This window comes from Bradyrhizobium sp. LTSP849, from assembly GCF_000938255.1.
In the GTDB taxonomy this organism is placed as follows: Bacteria; Pseudomonadota; Alphaproteobacteria; order Rhizobiales; family Xanthobacteraceae; genus Bradyrhizobium.
The window spans coordinates 1-22,216 of the sequence record NZ_JYMR01000037.1; the positions used below are offsets into that span (position 1 = coordinate 1).

The window sequence follows — 22,216 nt, forward strand, 5'->3', positions numbered from 1 at the left end:
AGGAGACGCAAAGATGAGCAAGAAGATGCAGACGGGCGAAGGCGCCATGGTCGAATACGTCACCGCGATGATCGGTGGCCAGCTGTTCGGCCTGCCGATCTCCCGGGTCCAGGACGTGTTCATGCCCGAACGCGTCACCCGCGTTCCCTTGTCCTCGCGCGAGATCGCGGGCGTGTTGAACCTGCGCGGCCGCATCGTCACCGTGGTCGACATGCGCGCCCGGCTCGGCCTGCCCAAGCCCGAGGACGGCAAGGTGCCGATGGCGGTCGGCGTTGATCTCCGCGGTGAATCCTATGGCCTGCTGATCGACCAGATCGGCGAGGTCCTGCGCCTGTCCGAGGACGGCAAGGAAGAAAACCCCGTCAACCTCGACCCCCGCATGGCCAAGCTCGCCGGCGGTGTCCACCGCCTCGACGGACAGCTCATGGTCGTCCTCGACGTCGATCGCGTGCTCGAACTCAAAACCGAAGTGCAAATGGCTGCGTGAGCTAACAAAAACATCGAAGCCGGAGAACCAATATGAAGACGTGTTTGGTGGTCGATGATTCCAGCGTCGTGCGCAAGATCGCACGCCGGATCCTGGAAGGCCTGGAATTCGAAGTCACCGAAGCCGAGGACGGCTCGAAAGCGCTCGAGATCTGTCAGCGGAAGCTGCCCGACGCGGTGCTGCTCGACTGGAACATGCCCGTCATGGACGGCTTCGAGTTCATGGGCCACATGCGCCGCCTGCCCGGCGGCGACCAGCCCAAGGTGGTGTTCTGCACCACCGAGAACAACGTGGCTCACATCGCCCAGGCGCTCAGCGGCGGCGCCAACGAGTACATCATGAAGCCCTTCGACAAAGACATTATCGCCGACAAGTTCGCTGAAGTTGGCCTGATCCCGGTCGGACAAGCCATGGTCTGAGTGTGTCTGGCCCGAGTCCTTTGGCCAGAGTGTTCCCAGTACAGCTTCCGAGAGGCTATCCGTGACCCCGACCGAGTATGAGTATCTGCGCAAGTTTCTGAGGGATCATTCTGGTCTCGACCTGTCCGCAGACAAGCAATATCTGATCGAAAGCCGCCTGCTGCCGCTGGCGCGCAAGGCCAATCTCTCCGGCATCGGCGAGCTCGTGCAGAAGCTGCAAGGCGGCTCGAGCGCGCTCGTCACCAGCGTGGTCGAAGCCATGACCACCAACGAGACCTTCTTCTTCCGCGACAAGGTCCCGTTCGATCATTTCCGCGACACCATCATGCCGGAGGTCATCAAGGCCCGTGCCGGCCGCCGCAGCGTGCGCATCTGGTGCGCCGCCGGTTCGACCGGGCAGGAGCCCTATTCGCTGGCGATGAGCCTGAAGGAGATGGGCGCAGCACTCACCGGCTGGCGCGTCGAGATCATCGCGACCGATCTGTCGCAGGAGGTGCTGGAGAAGGCCAAGGCCGGCATCTACAGCCAGTTCGAAGTGCAGCGCGGCCTGCCGATCCAGATGCTGATGAAATATTTCAAGCAGACCGGCGAGACCTGGCAGGTCAATCCCGAACTGCGCGCGATGATCCAGCACCGGCAGCTCAACCTGCTGCACGATTTCGCCCAGCTCGGCACGTTCGACGTCATCTTTTGCCGCAACGTGCTGATCTATTTCGACCAGGACACCAAGATCAACATCTTCAACCGCCTGGCGCGCCAGATCGAGGGTGACGGCTTCCTGGTGCTGGGTGCGGCCGAAACCGTGGTCGGCCTGACCGACACGTTCAAGCCGCTTCCGGAGCGCCGCGGCCTCTACAAGCCGAACGATCCGCGTGCGGCCAAGCCAGCTGTCGCCGGCGCGGTGCCATCGCGCATCGCGGTGATGGCAGGACGATAAGCATGGCCGAGGATGGAAAAGGCGCGGAACGGGTGACGTTCAGCCGCGGCTATGATGTCTGCATCATGGCGATCGACGGCACCTGGCGCCGCGACTGCAAGCTGAACGCGATCTCCGACACCGACGCCATCCTCACGGTGGAAGGTTCGATCCAGGGCTTGAATCTGAAGGAGTTCTTCCTGCTGCTGTCGTCGACTGGACTTGCCTACCGCCGCTGCGAGCTGGTGCGCGTCAACGGCGCCGAGATGGACATCCAGTTCCTGCGCGGCAAGAACCGGAAGAAGCGCGGCGCGGCCGGCCATGACGCCGTGGCCTGATCCGCGCCTCCGCCATCGCCGCTCCCGATACATTGCTTCACATTTGCTGAAAACATCCGACTGAATTTGTCGCAGCGGCTTTACGTGGCCTAAGCGCGCTCGGTGTATCCATTGCCGGTCTCAATCTCAGGGTCAGGCAATGCCAAGAAGCTCTCTCTCCCCCGTTACGTCCAACCTGCCCGACGCCGCCGAGCGGCGCGCGCTTCAGCTGCTGGTGGTCGACGACGACGCCACGCAACGCAGCCTGATCACGGTCGCCGCCAAGCAGGCCGGCCACGAAGTAACCGTGGCGCCGTCGGTTGCGGAGGCGATCGAAAAGCTCCGTGCCGCGCGCTTCGACTGCGTGACGCTGGATCTCGTGCTGGAGGACGGCGACGGCATCGACGTGCTGCGCGAGATGGCGGCGGCAAAATTCGCAGGTTCTGTGATCGTGATCAGCGGCATGGACGGCAAGCGCCGCAGCGCCGCCCGCAGCTTCGCCCGCTCTGTCGGGATCGAGCTTCAGAGCCTGCCGAAGCCGCTGGATCTCGCGGCGCTCCGCATCAGCCTTGCCAATCTCGGCAAGACGGCAATGGGCCTGCCGGCGATCCATACCTGGGGTGGTGTTGCCACCGACGCGATCGTGGAACGGCACCGCGCGTAAGGCGCGGAGCGGCCATGCGTTCAGATGCGGACGATCCGCCGCGCTGATCGCAATCTATGCCGGGTTGCCGGTTTCCGACAAGCATTGCAGGCGTGGCCAAGGCCCGCCCGACAGGCGTTGAGAGCGGCGCTCGCCGTGGCATAACGGGGCGTGACGTCGTCGAGCACGAAAATGTCGGCGGAAATCATAGTGCTCCCGTCGCCGTCCTGTTCCATGGCCGCGTCGATCAGGCGCATGCTGGTCTCGATTCGCGCGATCAGAGAGCGAAGATCGGCAGCGATCAACTGTCGGCTGTCAGCTTCGGGCGTCGCGACGAGCAGGGGCGTGCCAGCGAAATTTAGCATGGATATTCTCCGTCCCCAGCAATAAGGCACTCCGCCGCTACTTGTGCGTTAAGTCCATGTCCCGTACAAATACGGGTGGGCCGAATCCGCGCCGAACGCCATAACGGTTGGGGCGGACGCGTCTCCTTAATGCCAATAGGAATTGGCACAAATGGATTTGGCACATGGCCGAACAAACCTCTCGTGGTGAAATCTTCGTGGTCGACGACGACCCTGCCGTTCGCGACACCCTGTCGATGGTGTTGAAGGGGGCGGGCTATGAGGTGATCTGTTTCGCGGATGGGGCAGCGCTGCTCTCTGTCGCGCGAAACCGCACACCGGCTGCGATTCTGCTCGACGTGCACATTCCCGGAAAGTCGGGTCTCGACATTCTCAGGGAACTGCACGGTGAGGACTATCCGGCACCGATCTTCATGATCTCCGGGCAGGGCGATATCTCGATGGCGGTGGGCGCCATCAAGAGCGGGGCACTCGACTTCATCGAGAAGCCGTTCCGCGGCAGCGAGATCGTCGGCCGGCTGGACGAGGCGATCGGGGCTTATGCACGCAGGCAGGCGGAGAACGCGTCGCCGAAGTTTGGTTCGCTGCATTTCCCCGGACGTGAGCCGCTGACCCGCAGGGAGCGCGAGGTGCTGGAACAGTTCGCCGCCGGTGCCTCCAACAAGGAAGCCGGTCGCACGCTCGGCATCAGCCCGCGCACCATCGAGGATCACCGCGCCAACATCATGAAGAAGCTCGGCGCGCGCAACGCCGCCGATCTGATCCGCATCGTGATGACCGCAGCCCAGCGCGCGTCGTAACGTTTTTCGGTAGAGTTGTCGTAGCCCGAGTAAGCGAAGCGATACCCGCGAACGCTGCCGCAGAGTCCCGGATGTCGCTTCGCTCATCCGGGCTACAGAGCCTGTCCGCTCAGCGCCTTGCGGATGATCCGCGCGAGATCGGATTTGCGATAGGGCTTTGCCAGCAGCAGAACGCCTGAATCCAGCCGGCCGTGATGGATGATCGCATTCTCGGTATAGCCGGACGTGTAGACCACCCGGAGATCGGGGCGCGTCTTCAGCACCTCGTCGGCGAGCTGCCGTCCGTTCATCTTGCCCGGCATGATCACGTCGGTGAACAGCAGGTCGAACGGCTGTCCGGAGACGACGATCGCGAGCGCCTCTGCGGCGTTGGCGGCTTGCAGGGTGACGTAGCCCAGCGAATGCAGTTGCGCCAGCACGTAGTCGCGCACCAGCCGGTCGTCCTCGACCACGAGAATGATCTCGTGCCCGCCCTCGATCGACGCCGGCGTCACGCCTTCGCTGACCGCCGTGGGCGTCTTGCCCGGCGGCAGGTACATCTTGATCGTGGTGCCGTGGCCCTCCTCGCTGTAGATCTTGATGTGGCCCGCGGACTGCTTGATGAAGCCATAGACCATGGAGAGCCCGAGCCCGGTGCCCTTGCCTGGTCCCTTCGACGTGAAGAACGGATCGAACACCCTGGCCAGCATGTTGGCGGCGATGCCCGAGCCGGTGTCGCTGACGGCGATCAGCACGTAGTGTCCGGGCGGGACGTCATTGGCGCTGGCATAGATCTCGTCGAGATAGGCGGCGCCGGTCTCCACGATCAGCTTGCCGCCTCCTGGCATGGCGTCGCGCGCGTTGAGCGCGAGGTTGAGGATCGCCGTGGTGAGCTGGTTGGGATCGACGATCGCGACGCAGCTCTCGTCCTCGAACACGGACTCGATCTGGATCTGCTCGCCGAGCGTCGGCCGCAACAGCTTTGCGGTGTCGATGATCAGCGAGTTGATGTCGATCTCGCGCGGCTGGAGCGGCTGCTTGCGCGCGAACGCGAGCAGATGCTGGGTCAGCTCGGCGCCGCGCCCGGCAGCCTCGTCGATCATCTTGGTGATCGCGGCAAGCTCCGGCTCTTTCGCCACCGCGTCCGCCAGGATCTCGATTGTCCCGGTGATGACGGTGAGGATGTTGTTGAAATCGTGCGCCACGCCGCCGGTGAGCTGGCCGACCGCTTCCATCTTCTCGGCATGACGGATGCGCTCCTCGGACGCGATCTTGTCGGTGAGGTCGCGGTAGAAGACGTTGAACAGAACGCCCTCGCGGCGCCTGAGCGCCGTGACGCTCAGCTCGGCCTTGAATTCCTTGCCGTCGCGGCGACGCACCATGAGCTCGCGGCGGCGGTTGAGCATCTGGCCGTCCGCGGATTCGAGGAAACGCGCGAGGCCGGCCTTGACCCTCTCGCGCTCACCCTCTGCGACGATCAGGTCGACCGCATTCTTGCCGAGCGCCTCGTCGCGCCGCCAGCCGAACAGCTCCTCGGCCCGCGAGCTCCAGTTCAGGATGGTGCTGCGATCGTCGGTCTGGACGAAGGCGTCGAGTGCGGTCTCGACGATGTTGCGCGCGAGCAGTTCGCTTTCCCGCAAGGACTCGTCTGCGAGCCGTGCCTCGGTCATGTCGCGCCCGACGAAGAAGAAGCGCTTGGCCTGATCCGACCAATTGCCGAGCCAGGAGAGCCAGACCTCGCGCCCATCCTTGTGGAAGCAGCGGGTGTCGGCGAGCTTCGGATGCCCGCCCTGCCGCAGCGCGCGCATCTCCGCGCGGGATTGATCGAGATGGTCGGGATGAATGAAATCGACGCCGCTGCGGCCGATCATCTCGCCCGGCCGGTAGCCCAGAATGGCCTCGCTGCTCGGGCTGATCTGCACGATATGGCCCCGCGCGTTCATGATCATGATCAGATCCTGCGAGGTGTCGAAGAGCTGCCGCCGCTCCTCGATCTGCTGCTGGAGCGCCCGCTCGGCGCGCCGCTCCTCGGTGAGGCTGCGCGCGCTCCCGGAGGCGCCGATGATCTCGCCCGACGGCCCCCTGATCGGCGAGAGGCTGAGCGAGATTTCGACCGGCGTGCCGTCCCTGCGCAGGCGCACCGTCTCGAGCCGTTCGATCGGCTCACCCCGGGCGATCCGCGCCAGATAGTCCTTGCCCTGCTCGCGGCGGTCAGGCGGGACAATGATCGCGGTGGATTGTCCGATCGCCTCATTCGCCGAATAGCCATAGAGGCGTTCGGCGGCAGGATTCCAGCCCGTAATGACGGCATCGAGCGACTGCATCACGATTGCGTCGTCGGACGATTCGACAGCAGCGCTGAACAAGCGCTCGCGCGCCTCGTGGTGGCTTCGTGCGGCCTCGGTGCGGCGATGCTCCCGGACCTCGCGCTCGAGGGCAGCTGTTTTCGCCCGCGTCTCCTCGACCATCTGGGCAAAAGCCCGCGCCAGCACGCCCGTCTCGCCGCTTGCATCGACGGGGATGTCGGCGGGCCGGCCGCTGCCGATCGCCTCCACCGCCGCGGTCAGGCGCCCGATCGGGCGGGTCAATGAGCGCGCCAGGAGCACTGCGAGTAAAGCCGCGGCGAGGACGGCAAGCACGCCGACGAGCAAGGACGTTTTTTGAATGGCGGCCGGCACGCGGCCGAAGACGGACGGGGGAACGATCACAAGGATTGCGACCCATTCCTTGCCAGCAAGCAGCGCCGGCGCAATCGCCGCACCGCTCGGCCGGCCCGACCGATCGGTCATGATCTGCGTGGATACGGCCGACGTGCCGGCCAAGCTCGAAAAAAATGGAAAATCACTGCGCCAGTTGGTCGGGTGGCCACGCAGCGAGCCGAATTCTCGCGCGCGATCGGGATTGACCAGATAGTCGCCGTGCGAATTCACGACGTAAATCTCTCCTGCCGAGCTCGTCGTCGAGCGGATGCGGTCGAGAGCCGGACGCATGTCGATGTTGGCGATGATGATACCGAACGGCTTGCCGTCCGGCGCGAACAGCGGCGTTGCGACCCGCAGAGTCGGAATGTGCAGATCTGCGGTCCCCCCCTGACGGGTCGCGAGATCGATGGGAGAGACATAAATCTCGCCCGGCGCCAGTTGAATCGTCTCGTGAAAATAGGTTCGCTCGCCCTTGCTCTCCAGTTCGCTGTCGGGGACGATCCGTGCTGCGCCGTTCGGGCCGGAGCGATCGACGCGGACCAGTTCGCGCTGATCGTCGTCAAGACCGATGATTCGAAACTGCCCGTAGCTGGGTTTGGCCTCGATCTCGGCCGCGAGCCGCGTCGCGATGCGCTCGCGCCAAGTTTGCTCTGACACGCCGTCGACAGCGTCAGTTCCTCCACCGACGTGGGCGCGGATCAGACCATTGATTGCCGCGGCGGAGCGATAGCCGATCAGATCGCCGCGAACTCCGGCAACGTAGGATTCAAGATTGGTCGCCAGCAGGCGTGACTGGGCTTCGACCCGCTCCAGCACGCGCGGAATGACGGCTTGCGTGATGTTGCGATAGCCCAGCCAATCGACCGCCGCCACGGTCACCGCGACCAGCAGAATCATTGCGATGGCCAGCCGGGTTGCGAGGGTCATGTTGGCCTTCGCGCCGCGTCGAGAATGGACCCGAATGTTCTGTTACGGCGCACCATGGATCGCCCGGTCATCGGCTGTCGGCTCCGGCATCGGGCCGCGGCGCGGATAATGATTGCGCCGATTTCAGGCAGCCGTCGACAGCCGCAAGCAGTGCGTCGGCCCGGAATGGCTTCTGCAAGCTCGCCACCGCCCCGAGCTTGGTCGCCATCTTCAGGAAGTCCGGCTCGGCATAGGCGTCCGGCGTGATCGAGCGGCCGGAAATGACGACGATCGGAATGGCAGGTCTCAGCGCCCGGACACGGCGCATCGTCTCCAGTCCATCCATGCCGGGCATGAAGATGTCGAGGAACAGCAGGTCGAATTGGCTCGCCGCGAACAGAGCGAGCCCCTTGTGGCCATCGCCGGCGACCGTCACCTGATGGCCGGCCCGCTCCAGAAGCAGCCGGATCGTGAGCTGGACGGCCGGGTCGTCATCCACGATCAGGATGTTGGCCACGTCAAAAACCTCCGGGTCGGACGGGGACGTTTCCCGCCGACCGCAAATCAAAGCATCAAATGCGAAATTGTTGCGCGGATTGCGCCCGGCCTGCAAGCACTTCGGGTTTGTGCCGGCCCGTTTGGCCGGATGTTGCGATGCAACCTGGTGTATGCACAGCCGCGTGCATACCAGAGGCTCGCGTGCCGCTCACCCGGCGCCTTGCGAGGGGTGGAGGGCCTGTGAGAAGAGCAGGGCGGATTCTCCGGACGGACAAGGATTATGATCAGAAAGAAGAAGACGCCCGACCAGCTCCGCAGCGCGCGCTGGTTTGCGCCCGATGATTTGCGCTCGTTCGGCCACCGCTCCCGCGCCATGCAGATGGGCTACGCGCCGGAGGAGTGGAAGGACCGCCCGATCATCGCGATCCTCAATACCTGGTCGGACGCGCAGCCCTGCCACATGCATTTCAAATCGCGCGTCGACGACGTCAAGCGCGGCATCCTGATGGCGGGCGGCCTGCCGCTGGAATTGCCGGCGCTGTCGCTGTCGGAATCGCTGCTGAAGCCGACCACCATGCTTTATCGCAATCTGCTGGCGATGGACGCCGAGGAGCTGCTGCGCAGCCATCCCGTTGACGGCGTGGTGCTGATGGGCGGCTGCGACAAGACCACACCGGCGCTGCTGCTCGGCGCCACCTCGATGAACATCCCGGCGATCTATCTGCCGGCCGGCCCGATGTTGCGCGGCAACTGGAAGGGCAAGACGCTCGGCTCCGGCTCCGACGGCTGGAAATATTGGGACGAACGGCGCGCCGGAAAAATTTCCGAGAAGGACTGGCTCGACATCGAAGCCGGCATCGCCCGCAGCTACGGCACCTGCATGACCATGGGCACGGCCTCGACCATGACCGCAATCGCCGAAGCGATCGGCATGACGCTGCCGGGCGCCTCCTCGATTCCGGCCGCGGATGCCAACCACATCCGCATGTCCTCCGAATGCGGTCGCCGCATCGTCGAGATGGTCTGGGAAGATCTGACGCCGAAGACGATCCAGACTCGCAAGGCCTTTGAAAACGCGATCGCGGTGGCGATGGCGATGGGCTGTTCGACCAACGCGATCATCCATGTGATCGCGCAGGCCCGCCGCGCCGGCCAGGACATCGGGCTCGATGATTTCGAGATCGCGAGCCGCAAGGTGCCGGTCATCGCCAATGTCCGTCCGAGCGGCGATGCCTATTTGATGGAAGACTTCTTCTATGCCGGCGGTCTGCCGGCGCTGATGAGCCAGATCAAGCCGCATCTGCATCTCGACTGCATCACCGTCACCGGCAAGACGCTCGGCGAAGATATCGCGCATGCCGAGGTGCACAATGACGACGTGATCCGCTCGGTCGACAATCCCATCTACAAGGAGGGCGCACTCGCGGTGCTCAAGGGCAATCTCGCGCCCGATGGCTGCGTCATCAAGCCTTCCGCCTGCGCGCCGAAATTCCTCAAGCACACCGGCCCGGCGCTGGTGTTCGACGATTATCCGTCGATGAAGAAGGCGGTCGACGATCCCAACCTCGACGTCACCGAAGATCACATCCTCATCCTGCGCAATGCCGGGCCGCAGGGCGGGCCGGGCATGCCCGAATGGGGCATGCTGCCGATCCCGACAAAACTCGTGAAGCAGGGCGTGCGCGACATGGTGCGCATCTCGGATGCGCGCATGAGCGGCACCAGCTACGGCGCCTGCATCCTGCATGTTTCGCCGGAGTCCTACATCGGCGGCCCGCTGGCGCTGGTGCAGAACGGCGACCGCATCACCCTCGACGTCGCCGCGCGCACCATCAATCTCGATGTGCCGGAAGCTGAGCTCGCAAAGCGCCGCGCCGCCTGGAAGCAGCCCGAGCGCCGCTTCGAGCGCGGCTATGGCTGGATGTTCACAAAGCACATCAAGCAGGCCAATGACGGCTGCGACTTCGACTTCCTGGAGACCGATTTCGGCGCGCCGATCGGCGAGCCGTCGATTTACTGACAGGATCACCCATGACCAAACTTTCTGACGCCACCCGCAACAAACTCAAGACCGTCTCCACCGCCACGGTTGCCACCGCGCTGTTCAAGCGCGGCCTGCGCATCCAGATGATCCAGGATGTGCACCCCTTGGGCGCGGACCAGCCGACCATGGTCGGTGAGGCCTTCACGCTGCGCTACATGCCGGCGCGCGAGGACCTCAACACCATCGACGTCTTTAGGGATCGCTCGCATCCGCAGCGCAAGGCGATCGAGGACTGCCCGGCAGGCAGCGTGCTGGTGATGGACAGCCGCAAGGACGCGCGCGCGGCCTCCGCCGGCGCGATCCTGGTGACGCGGTTGATGAAGCGCGGTGTCGCCGGTGTCGTCACCGACGGCGGTTTTCGCGATTCCGTCGAGATCGCGAAACTCGGCATCCCCGCGTACCATCACCGCCCGAGTGCGCCGACCAATCTGACGCTGCACCAGGCGATCGAGATCAACGTCCCGATCGGCTGCGGCGATGCGCCGGTGTTTCCCGGCGACATCATTCTCGGCGATAGCGACGGCGTCATCGTGATCCCCGCGCACCTCGCCGACGAGATCGCCAACGAAACGTTCGAGATGACCGCGTTCGAGGATTTCGTCACCGAGGAAGTCGGCAAGGGCCGCGGCATCTTTGGCCTTTATCCTGCGACCGATCCGCAGACGCTGACCGACTTCGCGGCGTGGCGGAAGAAGAACGGAAGGTAGTTCTCACACCATTATCGTCCTGGCTTTCGCCAGGACGTCGAAACCCGTAGCCCGGATGGAGCGCAGCGCAATCCGGGGCGGTGTTGCCGGATGCACGAATCCCGGATTTCGCTTCGCTCCATCCGGGCTACGAATCTACGCCTCCGCCATTCCCACCGCCCATAGCGCGAACGCATACACGATCGCGACCTCGTCCAGCCGGTTGAAGCGCCCCGAGGCGCCGCCATGGCCGGCGCCCATGTTGGTGCGCAGTAACACCGGGCCGCCGCCGCTCATGGTGGCGCGCAGCCGTGCGATCCATTTGGCGGGCTCCCAATAGGTGACGCGCGGATCGGTCAATCCGCCCATCGCCAAAATTGCCGGATAGTCCTTGGCCGCGACATTGTCGTAGGGCGAGTAGGACAGGATGGTGCGAAAATCCTTTTCGCTCTCGATCGGGTTGCCCCATTCCGGCCATTCCGGCGGCGTCAGCGGCAACGTGTCGTCGAGCATGGTGTTGAGCACGTCGACGAACGGCACCTCGGCAACGATGCCGGCGAACAATTCGCCGGCGCGGTTTGCGACCGCGCCCATCAGCATGCCGCCGGCCGAGCCACCGTGGCCGATGATGCGCTTTGCGCTGGTGTATTTCGCTGCGATCAGTGCACGGGCGCTGGCGGAAAAATCGTCGAACGAATTGGTCTTCTTCTCGCGCTTGCCGTCGAGATACCAGCCCCACCCCTTGTCGGCGCCGCCGCGGATATGAGCGATGGCGTAGACGAAGCCGCGATCGACCAGCGACAGCCGGTTGGCGTTGAAGGAGGCCGGCATCGCCATGCCGTAGGAGCCGTAACCGTAAAGCAGCAGCGGCGCCGCGCCGTCGAGCTTCAATCCGCGGCGATAGAGGATCGACACCGGCACCTCGGCGCCATCCTGCGCCTTCGCCATGATGCGGGTGGTGACGTAATCGGCAGCATTGTGGCCGGACGGAATCTCCTGGCGCTTGCGAAGCACGCGCGTGCGCTTCGCCATGTCGTAATCATAGACCTCCGACGGCGTCGTCATCGACGAATAGGCGAAGCGCAAATTCGTCGTCTCGAACTCGTAGGAGCCCATCGTGTCCAGCGAGTAGGCGGCCTCATCAAACGCGATGGCGTGCTCTTCGTTCGAGGTGAGATCGCGGATCACGATCCCCGGCAGCGCATTGGCGCGCTCCAACCGCACCAGATGGCCGGCATAGAGATCGAGATCGATGATGTAGATGCCGGGACGATAGGGGATCAAATCGCGCCAGTTCTTGCGCTCGGGTGAGGCGAGCGGCGCGGTGACGATCTTGAAGTCGACCGCGTTGTCGGCATTGGTCAGGATGAACAGCTCATCGCCGCGATCGGCGAGCGAATATTGCACGCCGTCCTTGCGCTCTGCGACCAGGCGCGGCGGTGCATCGGGATGGGCGAGGTCGATCAGCCGCTGCTCGGATGTTTCGTGATCACCGCCAGCGATGACGCAGAAGCGGCCGCTGGTGCTCTCATGCAAATGCGTGAACCAGCCTGAATCCTGCTCTTCATAAACGAGCGTGTCGTCGGCCTGCTTGGTGCCGAGCCGGTGCCGCCACACCTGCATCGGCCGGTGATTGTCGTCGAGCTTCACATAGAAGAAGCTCTTGGCATCCTGACTCCAGACGATGCCGCCGTCGGTCTCCTCGACGATGTCGTCAAAATCCTTTCCCGTCGCCCAGTCGCGCACGCGGATCGAAAAATATTCGGAGCCCTTGGTGTCGGCGCTCCAGGCCTGCAGCTTGTGATCGGGCGAGTGGCGGCTGCCGCCGAACTTGAAATAGACGTGGTCCTTGGCGAGCGCATCGCCGTCGAGCACGATGTCGCTCTCGCCGCCGTCGCGCGGCATGCGGCCGAACAGCTCATGCTGTCCGCCCTCGCGGAATTTGCGGAAGTAAGCGAACGACCCGTCCGGCGACGGCACGCTGGAATCGTCCTCCTTGATCCGGGAGCGCATCTCGCGCACCAGCGTCTTCTGCAAGGGCCCGGTGTGGCCGAGCAGGCTCTCGGTGTAGACATTCTCTTCGTCGAGATATTTGCGGATGTCGGGATCAAGCACCGCGGGGTCGCGCAGCACCTCCTGCCATTTCGCGTCCTTCAGCCAGGCATAGTCGTCGGCAACGGTGATGCCGTGCCGGGTGAAGGCGTGCGGCCGGCGAGGGGCGACGGGGGGCTGGGATGGCTGTTTGGCTTGTGTCACTCGATCCTCATTCAGATGCGTATTCCACCTTATATCGTCCCGATTCCGCGAATTGCCAGCGCCGCTGCGCCAGGGACTGTGCCAAGGAACTGCGCCAAGGAACTGCGCCAAGTCGCCGGGTTGTTGACCGCTCCCTTGTATGCTTTAGGAGCCAAGTCCTTTAGGAGCCATGGCCCCGCCACCGGTCCAGCCTGATGCTGTTCAACTCCTATCCGTTCATCCTGCTGTTCCTGCCGGTCGTGCTGGCCGGCTATTTCTGGCTGGGGCGACGCAGCAATCTGACCCCGGTGATCTGGCTGGCGCTGGCCTCGCTCGCCTTCTACGCCATCGGCAATTGGCAGTTCGTAGCCCTGCTACTGCTGTCGATCGCCTTCAACTATGGCGTCGGTCATCTCCTCATTGTGGCGAAGCTCGCCCCAACGCGGCGCCGCGCTGCACTCGCTCTTGGCGTCGCCGGCGATCTCCTCGTGCTCGGCATCTTCAAATATGCCGGGTTCGCCGCCGACAATCTCAATGCGATGCTCGACACGCATTTCGCGGTCGACATTCTGCTCCCGGTCGGGATCTCCTTTTACACCTTCACTCAGACCGCGTTCCTGGTCGACGCCTATCGCGGCCAGGTCGCGGCCTACGCACTGCCGCATTATGCGCTGTTCGTGACCTATTTCCCGCATCTGATCGCGGGACCGATCCTGCATCACAAGGACATGATTCCGCAATTTCAGCGGGAGGAAACCAAGCATCCGGATCCGCATCTGATCCTGTGCGGAATCATCATATTTGCGATCGGCCTGTTCAAGAAGACGTGCCTCGCCGACGGCATCCAGCCTCTGGTCGCGCTCGCGTTCGAGGCGCGATCGCCGAGCTTCGACCAGGCGTGGCTCGGTGCGCTCGCCTACACGTTCCAGCTCTATTTCGACTTCTCCGGCTATTCCGACATGGCCATCGGCATGTCCCTGATGTTCGGCATCTTCTTACCGGTAAACTTCAACTCGCCGTACAAGGCCGCGAGCATCGTCGAATTCTGGCGCCGCTGGCACATGACGTTGTCGCAATTCCTGCGCGACTATCTTTACGTCCCGCTCGGCGGTAACCGCCACGGCCGCGTGCTGCGCTATGTCAATCTGATGATCACGATGCTGCTCGGCGGGCTCTGGCACGGTGCGGCCTGGACCTTCGTGGTGTGGGGCGCGCTGCATGGCGCCTATCTCTGCATCAACCACGTCTTCAATGCGCTGGTGCCGAACATGCCGTCGCCTCTTGCCCGCCCTAGCCGCATAGCGGGGGCGGTGCTGACCTTCCTTGCCGTCGTCGTCGCCTGGGTGTTCTTCCGTGCCGAGCGGGTCGATTGGGCCTTGTTGATCATCAGGGCCATGGCTGATCCCACCAGTACCGTCTTCGGCCGCGAGGAGATCGCGGCACTGGTGTTGGTCTGCGTCTATGCCGCGCTGGTGTGGCTGGCGCCGAACACACAAGCGATCATGGGCTACGATCACGGCAATCGCCGGGTCGGCGAGCGCTTGAGGGTCGGGCGAATCCGGCCGCTGTTCCTCTATGGCGCGTCGCTGCTGCTTGCGTTCGGGATTCTCGGCATCCAGAGCCACAGCGAATTCATCTATTTCCGGTTCTGATGCGAAGCACCTTCACCAGTTTGAAGCGTTTTATCCTCGCCAGCGCGGCTTGCATGCTGGGCGCGGCTGCGCTGATTTTCGTCGTCGATCCGCTGCAACTGTTCCGGCCGTCGCACCTCGTTTCGGCCGTCTATTCCGACGACACGCGCATGCAGAATGCCGGGCTGATCCGCAGCCAGTCGTTCGACACCGCCTTCATGGGCACCTCGCTCGCGATTCATTTTCGCCAGAGCGATATCGACCGTGCGCTCGACGTGCATTCGCTCAAGCTGGCGATGACCGGATCCAATTCGCGCCAGCAGACCTTCGTGCTCGAGCAGGCGATCGAGCGCGGCGCCCGGCGCGTGATCTGGGCGATGGACGATTTCAGCTTCGTCGACGCGGCCGACATCGAGGCTGATCCCTATCTGTCGGTCGATCTCTATCGCAGGACGAACAGGGGCATCGCGTCCTATCTGTTCAGCGCCGCGATGGCCAAGGAATCGCTGTTCGCAGTGCTGCGGTCGATTCCGCCGCTGCGGGAGCCGCTGACCCGGGCGGCGCCTTTTCTCCCCGTCAAATTTGCGCTGTCCGACGTCGACGACATCTACGCGCTGCCACGGGATTTCGACCTGGCGGGCACTTATAATGCGGAGAGGACGCTTGCCGCCTTCGCCTATATCACCAGTCCCGTGCGCAGCCGCTTCCTTGGAGAAGGCTACCTCTATGACGCCATGGTGCGTCATTTCGAGCGCGATGCGGTCGGCCTGATCACGCGCCATCCGGACGTGACGTTCGACATCTACCTTCCGCCCTATTCGATCCTGCAATTCGTCGCGATGCGCGATGCATCGCCGGCGACGCTGAAGATCGTCACCGATCTCACGGCTCGTATTGCGCAACGCCTGACACAGCTTCCCAACGTGCGCCTGTCCGATTTCCGCGCGATCAAAGAGATCACGCACGACCTCAACAATTACAGCGACGTCATCCACCATTCGCCGGCGGTCGACGCGATGGTGCTGAAGTGGCTGGCGGGCGGGGAGTATCGGGTCGATCCCAACAAGCCGACGGCATCACTGGACGAACTGAAGGTACAGGTCGAGGCGTATCGGATACCGCAGCTGCCGTAGCCCGCATGAGCGAAGCGATATGCGGGACTTCGCGCGAGAATCCCGGGTGTCGCTTCGCTCACCCGGGCTACTAGCCTCGCGCCTACGCCGTCACCTCTTCGCCGAGATACGCAACCGCCGCTTCCAGCCCGCCCTTGCCGTGCGGGATCTTCAGCGCGTTGAGGCCGACCTCGATCACCCCCAACGTGCCGAGCAGCATCGGCGCGTTGACATGGCCCATATGGGCGATGCGGAAGGCCTGGCCGGTGAGGTCGCCGATGCCGTTGCCGAGCACGACGCCGCATTTCTCCTTGCAATAGCGTTGCAGCACCGCCGGATCATGGCCGTTGCTCATGGTCACGGTGGTCACGGTGTTGGAACGTTCGCTCGCTTCAGCAACATTGAAGCCGAGCACCTGGCCTTCCGACCATGCGCCAACCGCGCGGCGCGTGGCCTCGCCGAGCAGGGCGTGGCGGCGGAACGCGTTCTCCAGGCCTTCCTCGTGAATCAGGTCGATCGCCTGGCGCAGCGCGAACAGCAGATGCACCGGCGCGGTGCCGGCATATTTGCGATAATGCTCGGCGCCCTCGCGCTCGCTCCAGCTCCAATAGGGCGTGCTCATATTCGCCTTCTTGTGCGCCTCGAGCGCGCGCGCGTTGGCGGCGACGAAGCCGAGGCCGGGCGGCGTCATCAGGCCCTTCTGCGAGCCGGACATCGCGACGTCGATATTCCATTTGTCCATCTCGAACGGCATGCAGCCGAGCGAGGCGACGGTGTCGACCATGTACAAGGCAGGGTGGCCGCTCGCCTTGATCGCCTTGCCGATCGCCTCGATGTCGTTCTGCACGCCGGACGCCGTATCGATCTGGACGACGACGACGGCCTTGATGGTGTGCTCCTTGTCGCGGCGCAGGCGCTCCTCGACCTCGTGCGGCCGCACTGCGCGGCGCCAGTCGCCCTTGAGCACCTCGACCTCGGCGCCCATCAGCGAAGCCGCATGGCCCCAGCCGATCGCGAAGCGTCCGCTCTCGAGCACCAGCACCTTGTCGCCGCGCGACAGCACGTTGCTCAGCGCGGCTTCCCAGGCGCCGTGGCCATTGGCGATGTAGATGTAGGATTTGCCCTTGGTCGCAAACAGGTTCGAGATGTCGCGGAGCAGGCTGTCGGTCAGATCGGTCATCTGCTTGGAGTAGATGTCGATCGCCGGACGATGCATCGCTTGCAGCACCGCGTCGGGCATCGTGGTGGGCCCGGGGATGGCCAGAAATTCCCGGCCCGCGCGAACGGTCATTTTCGTTTGTCCTTATGTCGTGAAGACGGTCTGGAGGGTCATCGAACTAGGCTTTTACGCGCCGCAGCAGCTCAAGAAAAGCAGGTAAAACGCGGGATTATCATGCAGAACGCGATCGTCCGGACCATGTCCTATCTCTTCGTCTCGCGGCAGCCGGCGGCCTCCGCCTCCTCGACCGAGCAGAACCAGCGGGTGCCCTTGCTGATCTTCATCTTGATCTGGGTGTACCAGCGGCTGTTTGGCGTATGGTAGATGCACTCGCCGGCGGTGTTGACGTTGCCCTTGATGGTGCAGTCGGGCGAGGGCGCAACCGGCCCCGAGGCCGAGGCGAGCAGCACGGAATGCGCCCCCTCCGGCGGCTTGGCGGCGCCCAATATGGTCGTCTTCTTGTTGCGCACGCGCCAGTCCCAGGGTGCGATGAAGGCGCCCTGCCACATCCCGGCTTTTGCCTCACGCGCGGCAGCCTCGTCGGCGTCGTAATCGTGCGAGACGCGGGTGTAAGACAGCGCCCAGCCGTTCCGCGCCAGCCATTTCTGGATGTCCTCGCCGCCGACCTCGCAGCGCGCCACCGTGCGGCCGCGCCGGTCGATCGAGCGGGCATGGCAGACCCAGTTCTTGCCCTCGGTATATTTGGCGAGCTCGTCGCGCGCGGCGATGCCGCAGGTCCAGCGCTCACCATTGGTGTTGAGGCAGAGCTGGTCGGATGACGGCGCGTCGATGCCGCCGAGCCGGACCCGCGTGGTGCCGATCAGCACGGAATCGCCGTCGCGGACCTTTGCCGTGCCGGTGATATCGGCGGCCTCGGCCTGCGACGGCAAGCCGGGCAACGATATGGCAAGCAATGACAGCGCAATCAGGAATTTTCGCAACTTGCGGGTCCGCGTGTGAGGAAAATCTCGATAGACCGCGCAATTGTGGTCGGCTTTGGGCCGCACGGCCAGCGCCTGCCCAACGGATAGGCTTTCAACTTCCCGTCATTGGTCGACGGTCGCGTAGGGTGGGCAAAGCGAAGCGTGCCCACCAAAATAGTTCGGCATCTCGCGGAGGCATGGTGGGCACGGCGCGAAGAGCGCGCCTTTGCCCACCCTACGCTTCTGCGTCCGGGGCACGAGACCTTATCACCCCCGCCCCACCATCGCCTTCCGCGCCACCGCCAGTCCCATCAGCACGAACGCCGACGTCACCTCGGGTCCGCCGACCAGAATCCGTGTCGGCGTCTTCATCTTGTTCCATTCATAGGCACGGAACGGGCCGCGGCGGCCGCCTTCGCCGATGGCATCGACGATCACGTTCAGCGCCGGTGCGAAGGCGCGCGGGTCGGCGCCGAGATGGCCGAGCGCAATCAGCGCCAGCGCCGCGTCGAACACGTTCATCTCGGCAGCCATCAGCTCGCCCTTGACGTAGGACAGCACGCGATGGCGGATGAAATCGAAATCGCCGTCGGGATCGATCGCGGTCTGGGCTGCCAGTGGCAGCGCCAGGAAGGCGGCATAGCAGCGGCCGAAATAGGCGCTGTAGAGCTCCGGCAGGTAGTAGATGTGCGAGCGCGGATTGGCGAAGGCGCCACTCGCCGCCAGCCGCTTCTGGAAGCCGATGATCCGATGCACGGTGGCCAGCCGGGCCGGCGTCTCCAGGACTTTCCAGCGCGCCAGATTGCGAAAACTCACCTCCAGAATATCGAGATTGAGTGTCGGATCGAGATCGTTGCCATAGGGCCGCTCGCCCTTGAGGTTGTCGATCCAGGTCGCAACCCCGCCCTCATAGTCGATGTTGTCGTTGATCGGCACGGTCACGCGCGGCTCGTTGACGCCCGCATGCACCTGATAGCTGGCGTAGAAATCCAGCAGCGGCTGGTCGAGGATCGGATCGGTGCAGCCCGCCTGCGTTGCCGCGGAGATCGAGCAGGCCGTGGTGTCGCAGTCCGGCACATAGACGCCGAAGCCGAGGTCCTGCTTGATCTGGGCGAAGAAGCGGGAAAACCGCGGATGCGGTGCCGGCGCCAGCGCGGTGATGACGTCAAAGCGCGCGCCGTCGCTGCCCTCGACCTGCTCGCGGCTGGTATTGACGCAGAAATCGACCATGTCGGCGATCGCGCGCTCCGCCGCTGTCTTGTCGATCGGCGAGGCGAGCCCGGTCTCGACATAGCCGAGCAGCGCCTCGATGAAGAACGCGTCGTAATAGGCCGAGCGGTGACGGATCTGCACCGGCTCCCACATCGGCTCGGCAATGCCTTTCCAGGGCGGATTGACCACGGCGGCTGCCGGCGAGCGTGCGATGAAGACGCGGGCAAGGTTGAACAGCAGCGAGGAATTCTTGTAGCCGCGCGCGTTCAGCCCGGTCAGCGCCATGATCAGCTCGCGCCCGCGGAAGTCGGGATCGCCGATCAAATTGAAGGCGGCATAGGTCGGCAGGAAACCATTTTTGCGGTACGAGCCCAACAGATGCTGCGCGCAGTCGCGGATCACGCCGTCGATCTGCGATTGTTGTGGCGTGAGGCCCACGAACGGCACGGCCGGCGGCTTCGGGTGTTCCAGCGTGATGCTGTCGACGAGATCGGCGACGGGCTGGCCGACCGCCGCCCAATCCGGTTCGGCATCGTCGCGGGCGCGGGCAATCGCCTCGCGCAACCGGGTCAGCTTCGCGTCGTCACGCAGCTCGGGCAGGCCGGCGCGCCGCAGCAACACCCGCAATGCGGGATTACCGAGCGCGGTCCTGTAGAATTTGGCCAGATGCGGATCGCCGCCGGCCGTAACAGACAACACGGGATCGCAGACGTCATAAAGGGAGGGGCCGTCTTTGCGCGCCATCAGCGCCCGGCACGCGGCACCTGCAAAATAATGAAAGCTCATGAAATACCTGGTCGCGGGGCCTTGCCCGGGGGCCAGCCAGCACGCTCCCATCTGCGCACCACCCCCTGCAAGTCTTTGAAAAAGCTACCCGGATTCGCAGGAAATACAAATGTGATAAAGATCACGGAAAACCCAGGCACGAGGGCTGCAGGATCGACCCCCGAAGGCTACGGGGGAGCAAAAAAAGCGGGAACTTGGTTCGCGAAATTAACTAACATCTTCAGTTGCTTAGCTCAATTTTTGGGCGATCTATTGCTCGGCGGGCGATATCCGGTTAAGGGTTTGTTTGTTGCGGCGCCGCAAATTGCGCGCAATTCGGGGGCACACCCCCGGCCAATCCCTCAAACCCAAAGCTGCTCTCGCGCTACTCAACATGTGCGCGCGCTTGGCTGGTCTTTGGCAATGACAGGAATGCAGCGAAATGAATGTACGGCAGCTCGACATGTCCCGACGCACGATTGCAGTCGCCGCGGCCCTCATCGGCACGGTGTCGCTGGCGATCGGCGCCCATGCTGCCCTCAACATGCGCGCGCTCGATGCCGCCAAGGCCGTCTCGACCGACCAGGTCACGGGCTCGCTGGGCCAGGCCTCGCGTCTCGCGCTCGTCATCGGCAATGGTCATTATCCCGACGCCAGCGCGCCGCTGACGCAGTCGATCAACGACGCCCGCGCGCTATCCTCGACGCTGCGCAAGAACGGCTTTGACGTCGACATGGTGGAAGACGCCAGCAAGGACGACATGGTCCGCGCGATCGGCCGCCTGAAGTCGCGGATCAAGCGCGACACCGTCGTCATGCTGTTCTTCGGCGGCTACGGCGTGCAGGCCGGCCGCGAGAGCTACATGCTGCCGGTCGATGCCGTGATCTGGAAGGAAAGCGACGTCCGCCGCCAGGGCGTCTCCATCGACGGCGTGCTCGACATGATGAAGGAGCAGGGCGCCAAGGCCAAGCTCGTCGTGGTCGATGCCTCCCGCCGCAATCCCTATGAGCGCCGCTTCCGCTCCTACAGCCACGGCCTCGCACCGATCGGCACGCCCGACAACGCGCTGATCCTCTCCTCCGCCTCGCCCGGCAAGGTCGCCGACGACGGCAAGGGCGAGCACTCTACGCTGATCAGCGAGCTCCTCACCAACCTCAATGCGCAGGGCAGCGCCGAAAGCGTCTTCAACAAGACCCGCGTCGCCATCTCCCGCGCCTCCGACGGCGACCAGGTCCCGGCCGTCTCCTCGTCATTACTCGAAGACGTCAATTTCAACGAAGCCGGCGGCTAGTTTTTCGCGGCAGATCGTAGGGTGGGCAAAGGCGCAAAGCGCCGTGCCCACCATCTCTCCAACACTGTGATTTAGCTGGTGGGCGCGCTTCGCTTTGCCCACCCTACGAAGTCTGCTCTCTCGACAGCTTTACTTCGCCGCTTCCGCGCTCGCCATGATCGGCCGCACCGGATCGCCTTCGCGCAACAGCGCGCCGGCGCGGGCGACGACGATATCGCCTTCGTTGAGGCCGTCGCGGACCTCGATATTGCCGCCCGACATCAATCCGATCTCGACGCGCTTGGTCTCGACGCGGTTGCGCCGGATCACCTGCACCACGGTGCCGGCGGATGAATATTGCACCGAGGTCAGCGGCACCGCGACGTTGCAGCTCTGACCGGTCTTGATCAGCGCCCGCCCGCTCGCATTGATCAGCAGCCGGCGTTGCGACGAGATGCCGATATAGACCATGCCCTGCTGGATGTTGGGCTCGACGGTCGGACCGATGCGGCGCACCTTGCCGTCGATATCGCCGATGCCGGCGATGCGCACGGTCGCCGGCTGGTTGACTGCGAGCTTCCTCACATCGCCGGTCGCCACCAGGCCGACGAGATCATATTCGCTGCGCGCCACGATCGTGAACAGCGCCTCGCCCCTGGCCGATGCGAGCCCGCCGATCTGCGCCGTCGACGTGGCGATGACGCCGGCGACGGGGGCGGTGACCTGAAGCGTGCCGCCTTCGGGCAGCGCCAGCCGTGCCAGCACCTGGCCGGCCGTGGTGGTCTCGCCGGCTTCCGCCAGCACCTCCGTGATCTTCAGCCCGGGACGCTCGGGCCGCACCGAGGTCTCCTCGCGCGCGACGATCGAGCCGGTGGCCTCGACGATGTCGGAGAAACAGGACTTTGCCGCCTTCAACACCGTGACCGCCGGCCCCTTGGGCGCGTCGTCATCGGCAGCAAGGGCCGGCTGGGCAGACAGCAGCACCAGTCCGGCGAGGGCAACGAGTTTTTGGGAAAAGGAACGCGCAGGCAATGGACGCATCGGTCATTCCGGTTGGCCGCAAGGCTTTAGTCGACAAGGCCTCAAT

Annotated in this window: 19 protein-coding genes; 11 read left to right on the forward strand and 8 right to left on the reverse strand. The window is 64.2% G+C overall.

Going from position 1 to position 22,216, the window contains the following annotated elements; all coding sequences use genetic code 11:
- Nucleotides 1–13: 13 nt before the first annotated feature.
- From UB31_RS22345 to UB31_RS22365, 5 genes are all read left to right on the forward strand, one after another.
- Entirely contained in the window at nucleotides 14–487 is a 474-nt protein-coding gene (locus tag UB31_RS22345; RefSeq protein WP_045005052.1) for a chemotaxis protein CheW, read from the forward strand.
- Nucleotides 488–519: 32 nt separating this feature from the next.
- The gene (locus UB31_RS22350) at nucleotides 520–906 is read left to right on the forward strand and encodes a response regulator (protein WP_027577509.1); all 387 of its coding nucleotides are present in this window, start codon (nucleotides 520–522) and stop codon (nucleotides 904–906) included.
- Nucleotides 907–967: 61 nt separating this feature from the next.
- Nucleotides 968–1,843: a CheR family methyltransferase gene (locus UB31_RS22355; RefSeq protein ID WP_045005055.1), complete on the forward strand. Its 876-nt coding sequence runs from the start codon at nucleotides 968–970 to the stop codon at nucleotides 1,841–1,843.
- A 2-nt stretch (nucleotides 1,844–1,845) separates the two neighbouring features.
- Nucleotides 1,846–2,160 carry a hypothetical protein gene (locus UB31_RS22360; protein WP_045005057.1) on the forward strand — a complete coding sequence of 105 codons (315 nt, stop codon included), beginning with the start codon at nucleotides 1,846–1,848 and terminating at the stop codon, nucleotides 2,158–2,160.
- A gap of 139 nt (nucleotides 2,161–2,299) precedes the next feature.
- Nucleotides 2,300–2,803, forward strand: coding sequence for a response regulator (locus tag UB31_RS22365; protein ID WP_045005058.1), 504 nt, complete (start codon nucleotides 2,300–2,302; stop codon nucleotides 2,801–2,803).
- A 20-nt stretch (nucleotides 2,804–2,823) separates the two neighbouring features.
- Here the strand turns inward: UB31_RS22365 and UB31_RS42620 are convergent, their stop codons facing one another.
- Nucleotides 2,824–3,039 (reverse strand): hypothetical protein, encoded by a 216-nt coding sequence (locus UB31_RS42620; protein WP_245306045.1) that lies wholly within the window; start codon nucleotides 3,037–3,039, stop codon nucleotides 2,824–2,826.
- Nucleotides 3,040–3,311: 272 nt separating this feature from the next.
- Here UB31_RS42620 and UB31_RS22375 point away from each other — a divergent pair, with 272 nt between their 5' ends.
- Complete coding sequence (locus UB31_RS22375; RefSeq protein ID WP_045005060.1) at nucleotides 3,312–3,947, forward strand: response regulator transcription factor; 636 nt, start codon at nucleotides 3,312–3,314, stop codon at nucleotides 3,945–3,947.
- Between the two features lie 92 nt (nucleotides 3,948–4,039).
- Here the strand turns inward: UB31_RS22375 and UB31_RS22380 are convergent, their stop codons facing one another.
- A complete protein-coding gene (locus tag UB31_RS22380; protein WP_045012431.1) occupies nucleotides 4,040–7,555 on the reverse strand; it encodes a PAS domain S-box protein in 3,516 nt (1,171 codons plus the stop codon).
- A gap of 67 nt (nucleotides 7,556–7,622) precedes the next feature.
- Nucleotides 7,623–8,051, reverse strand: a complete 429-nt coding sequence (locus tag UB31_RS22385; protein ID WP_045012452.1) for a response regulator — start codon at nucleotides 8,049–8,051, stop codon at nucleotides 7,623–7,625.
- 261 nt (nucleotides 8,052–8,312) lie between these two features.
- Between UB31_RS22385 and araD the strand changes: the two genes are divergently transcribed.
- Nucleotides 8,313–10,052, forward strand: coding sequence for an L-arabinonate dehydratase (gene araD, locus UB31_RS22390; protein ID WP_045012432.1), 1,740 nt, complete (start codon nucleotides 8,313–8,315; stop codon nucleotides 10,050–10,052).
- A gap of 11 nt (nucleotides 10,053–10,063) precedes the next feature.
- Nucleotides 10,064–10,783, forward strand: coding sequence for a ribonuclease activity regulator RraA (locus tag UB31_RS22395; RefSeq protein ID WP_045012433.1), 720 nt, complete (start codon nucleotides 10,064–10,066; stop codon nucleotides 10,781–10,783).
- Nucleotides 10,784–10,918: 135 nt separating this feature from the next.
- Here the strand turns inward: UB31_RS22395 and UB31_RS22400 are convergent, their stop codons facing one another.
- Complete coding sequence (locus tag UB31_RS22400; RefSeq protein ID WP_045012434.1) at nucleotides 10,919–13,018, reverse strand: S9 family peptidase; 2,100 nt, start codon at nucleotides 13,016–13,018, stop codon at nucleotides 10,919–10,921.
- A gap of 194 nt (nucleotides 13,019–13,212) precedes the next feature.
- Here UB31_RS22400 and UB31_RS22405 point away from each other — a divergent pair, with 194 nt between their 5' ends.
- A complete protein-coding gene (locus UB31_RS22405; protein ID WP_045012435.1) occupies nucleotides 13,213–14,649 on the forward strand; it encodes an MBOAT family O-acyltransferase in 1,437 nt (478 codons plus the stop codon).
- Nucleotides 14,649–15,761: a hypothetical protein gene (locus UB31_RS22410; RefSeq protein WP_045012436.1), complete on the forward strand. Its 1,113-nt coding sequence runs from the start codon at nucleotides 14,649–14,651 to the stop codon at nucleotides 15,759–15,761. Before UB31_RS22405 ends, UB31_RS22410 begins: the two co-directional genes overlap by 1 nt.
- An 82-nt stretch (nucleotides 15,762–15,843) precedes the next feature.
- Here UB31_RS22410 and UB31_RS22415 read toward each other — a convergent pair whose 3' ends face one another.
- From UB31_RS22415 to UB31_RS22425, 3 genes are all read right to left on the reverse strand, one after another.
- A complete protein-coding gene (locus tag UB31_RS22415; RefSeq protein WP_045012437.1) occupies nucleotides 15,844–17,031 on the reverse strand; it encodes a pyridoxal-phosphate-dependent aminotransferase family protein in 1,188 nt (395 codons plus the stop codon).
- A gap of 131 nt (nucleotides 17,032–17,162) precedes the next feature.
- Entirely contained in the window at nucleotides 17,163–17,900 is a 738-nt protein-coding gene (locus UB31_RS22420) for a thermonuclease family protein (RefSeq protein ID WP_045005072.1), read from the reverse strand.
- Between the two features lie 249 nt (nucleotides 17,901–18,149).
- Complete coding sequence (locus UB31_RS22425) at nucleotides 18,150–19,880, reverse strand: hypothetical protein (protein ID WP_045012438.1); 1,731 nt, start codon at nucleotides 19,878–19,880, stop codon at nucleotides 18,150–18,152.
- Between the two features lie 421 nt (nucleotides 19,881–20,301).
- On the opposite strand from UB31_RS22425, the gene UB31_RS22430 reads away from it, so the two are divergent.
- Entirely contained in the window at nucleotides 20,302–21,150 is an 849-nt protein-coding gene (locus UB31_RS22430) for a caspase family protein (protein ID WP_045012439.1), read from the forward strand.
- 129 nt (nucleotides 21,151–21,279) lie between these two features.
- On the opposite strand, the gene UB31_RS22435 is transcribed toward UB31_RS22430, so the two are convergent.
- Entirely contained in the window at nucleotides 21,280–22,170 is an 891-nt protein-coding gene (locus UB31_RS22435; RefSeq protein ID WP_045005077.1) for an efflux RND transporter periplasmic adaptor subunit, read from the reverse strand.
- Nucleotides 22,171–22,216 lie beyond the last annotated feature (46 nt).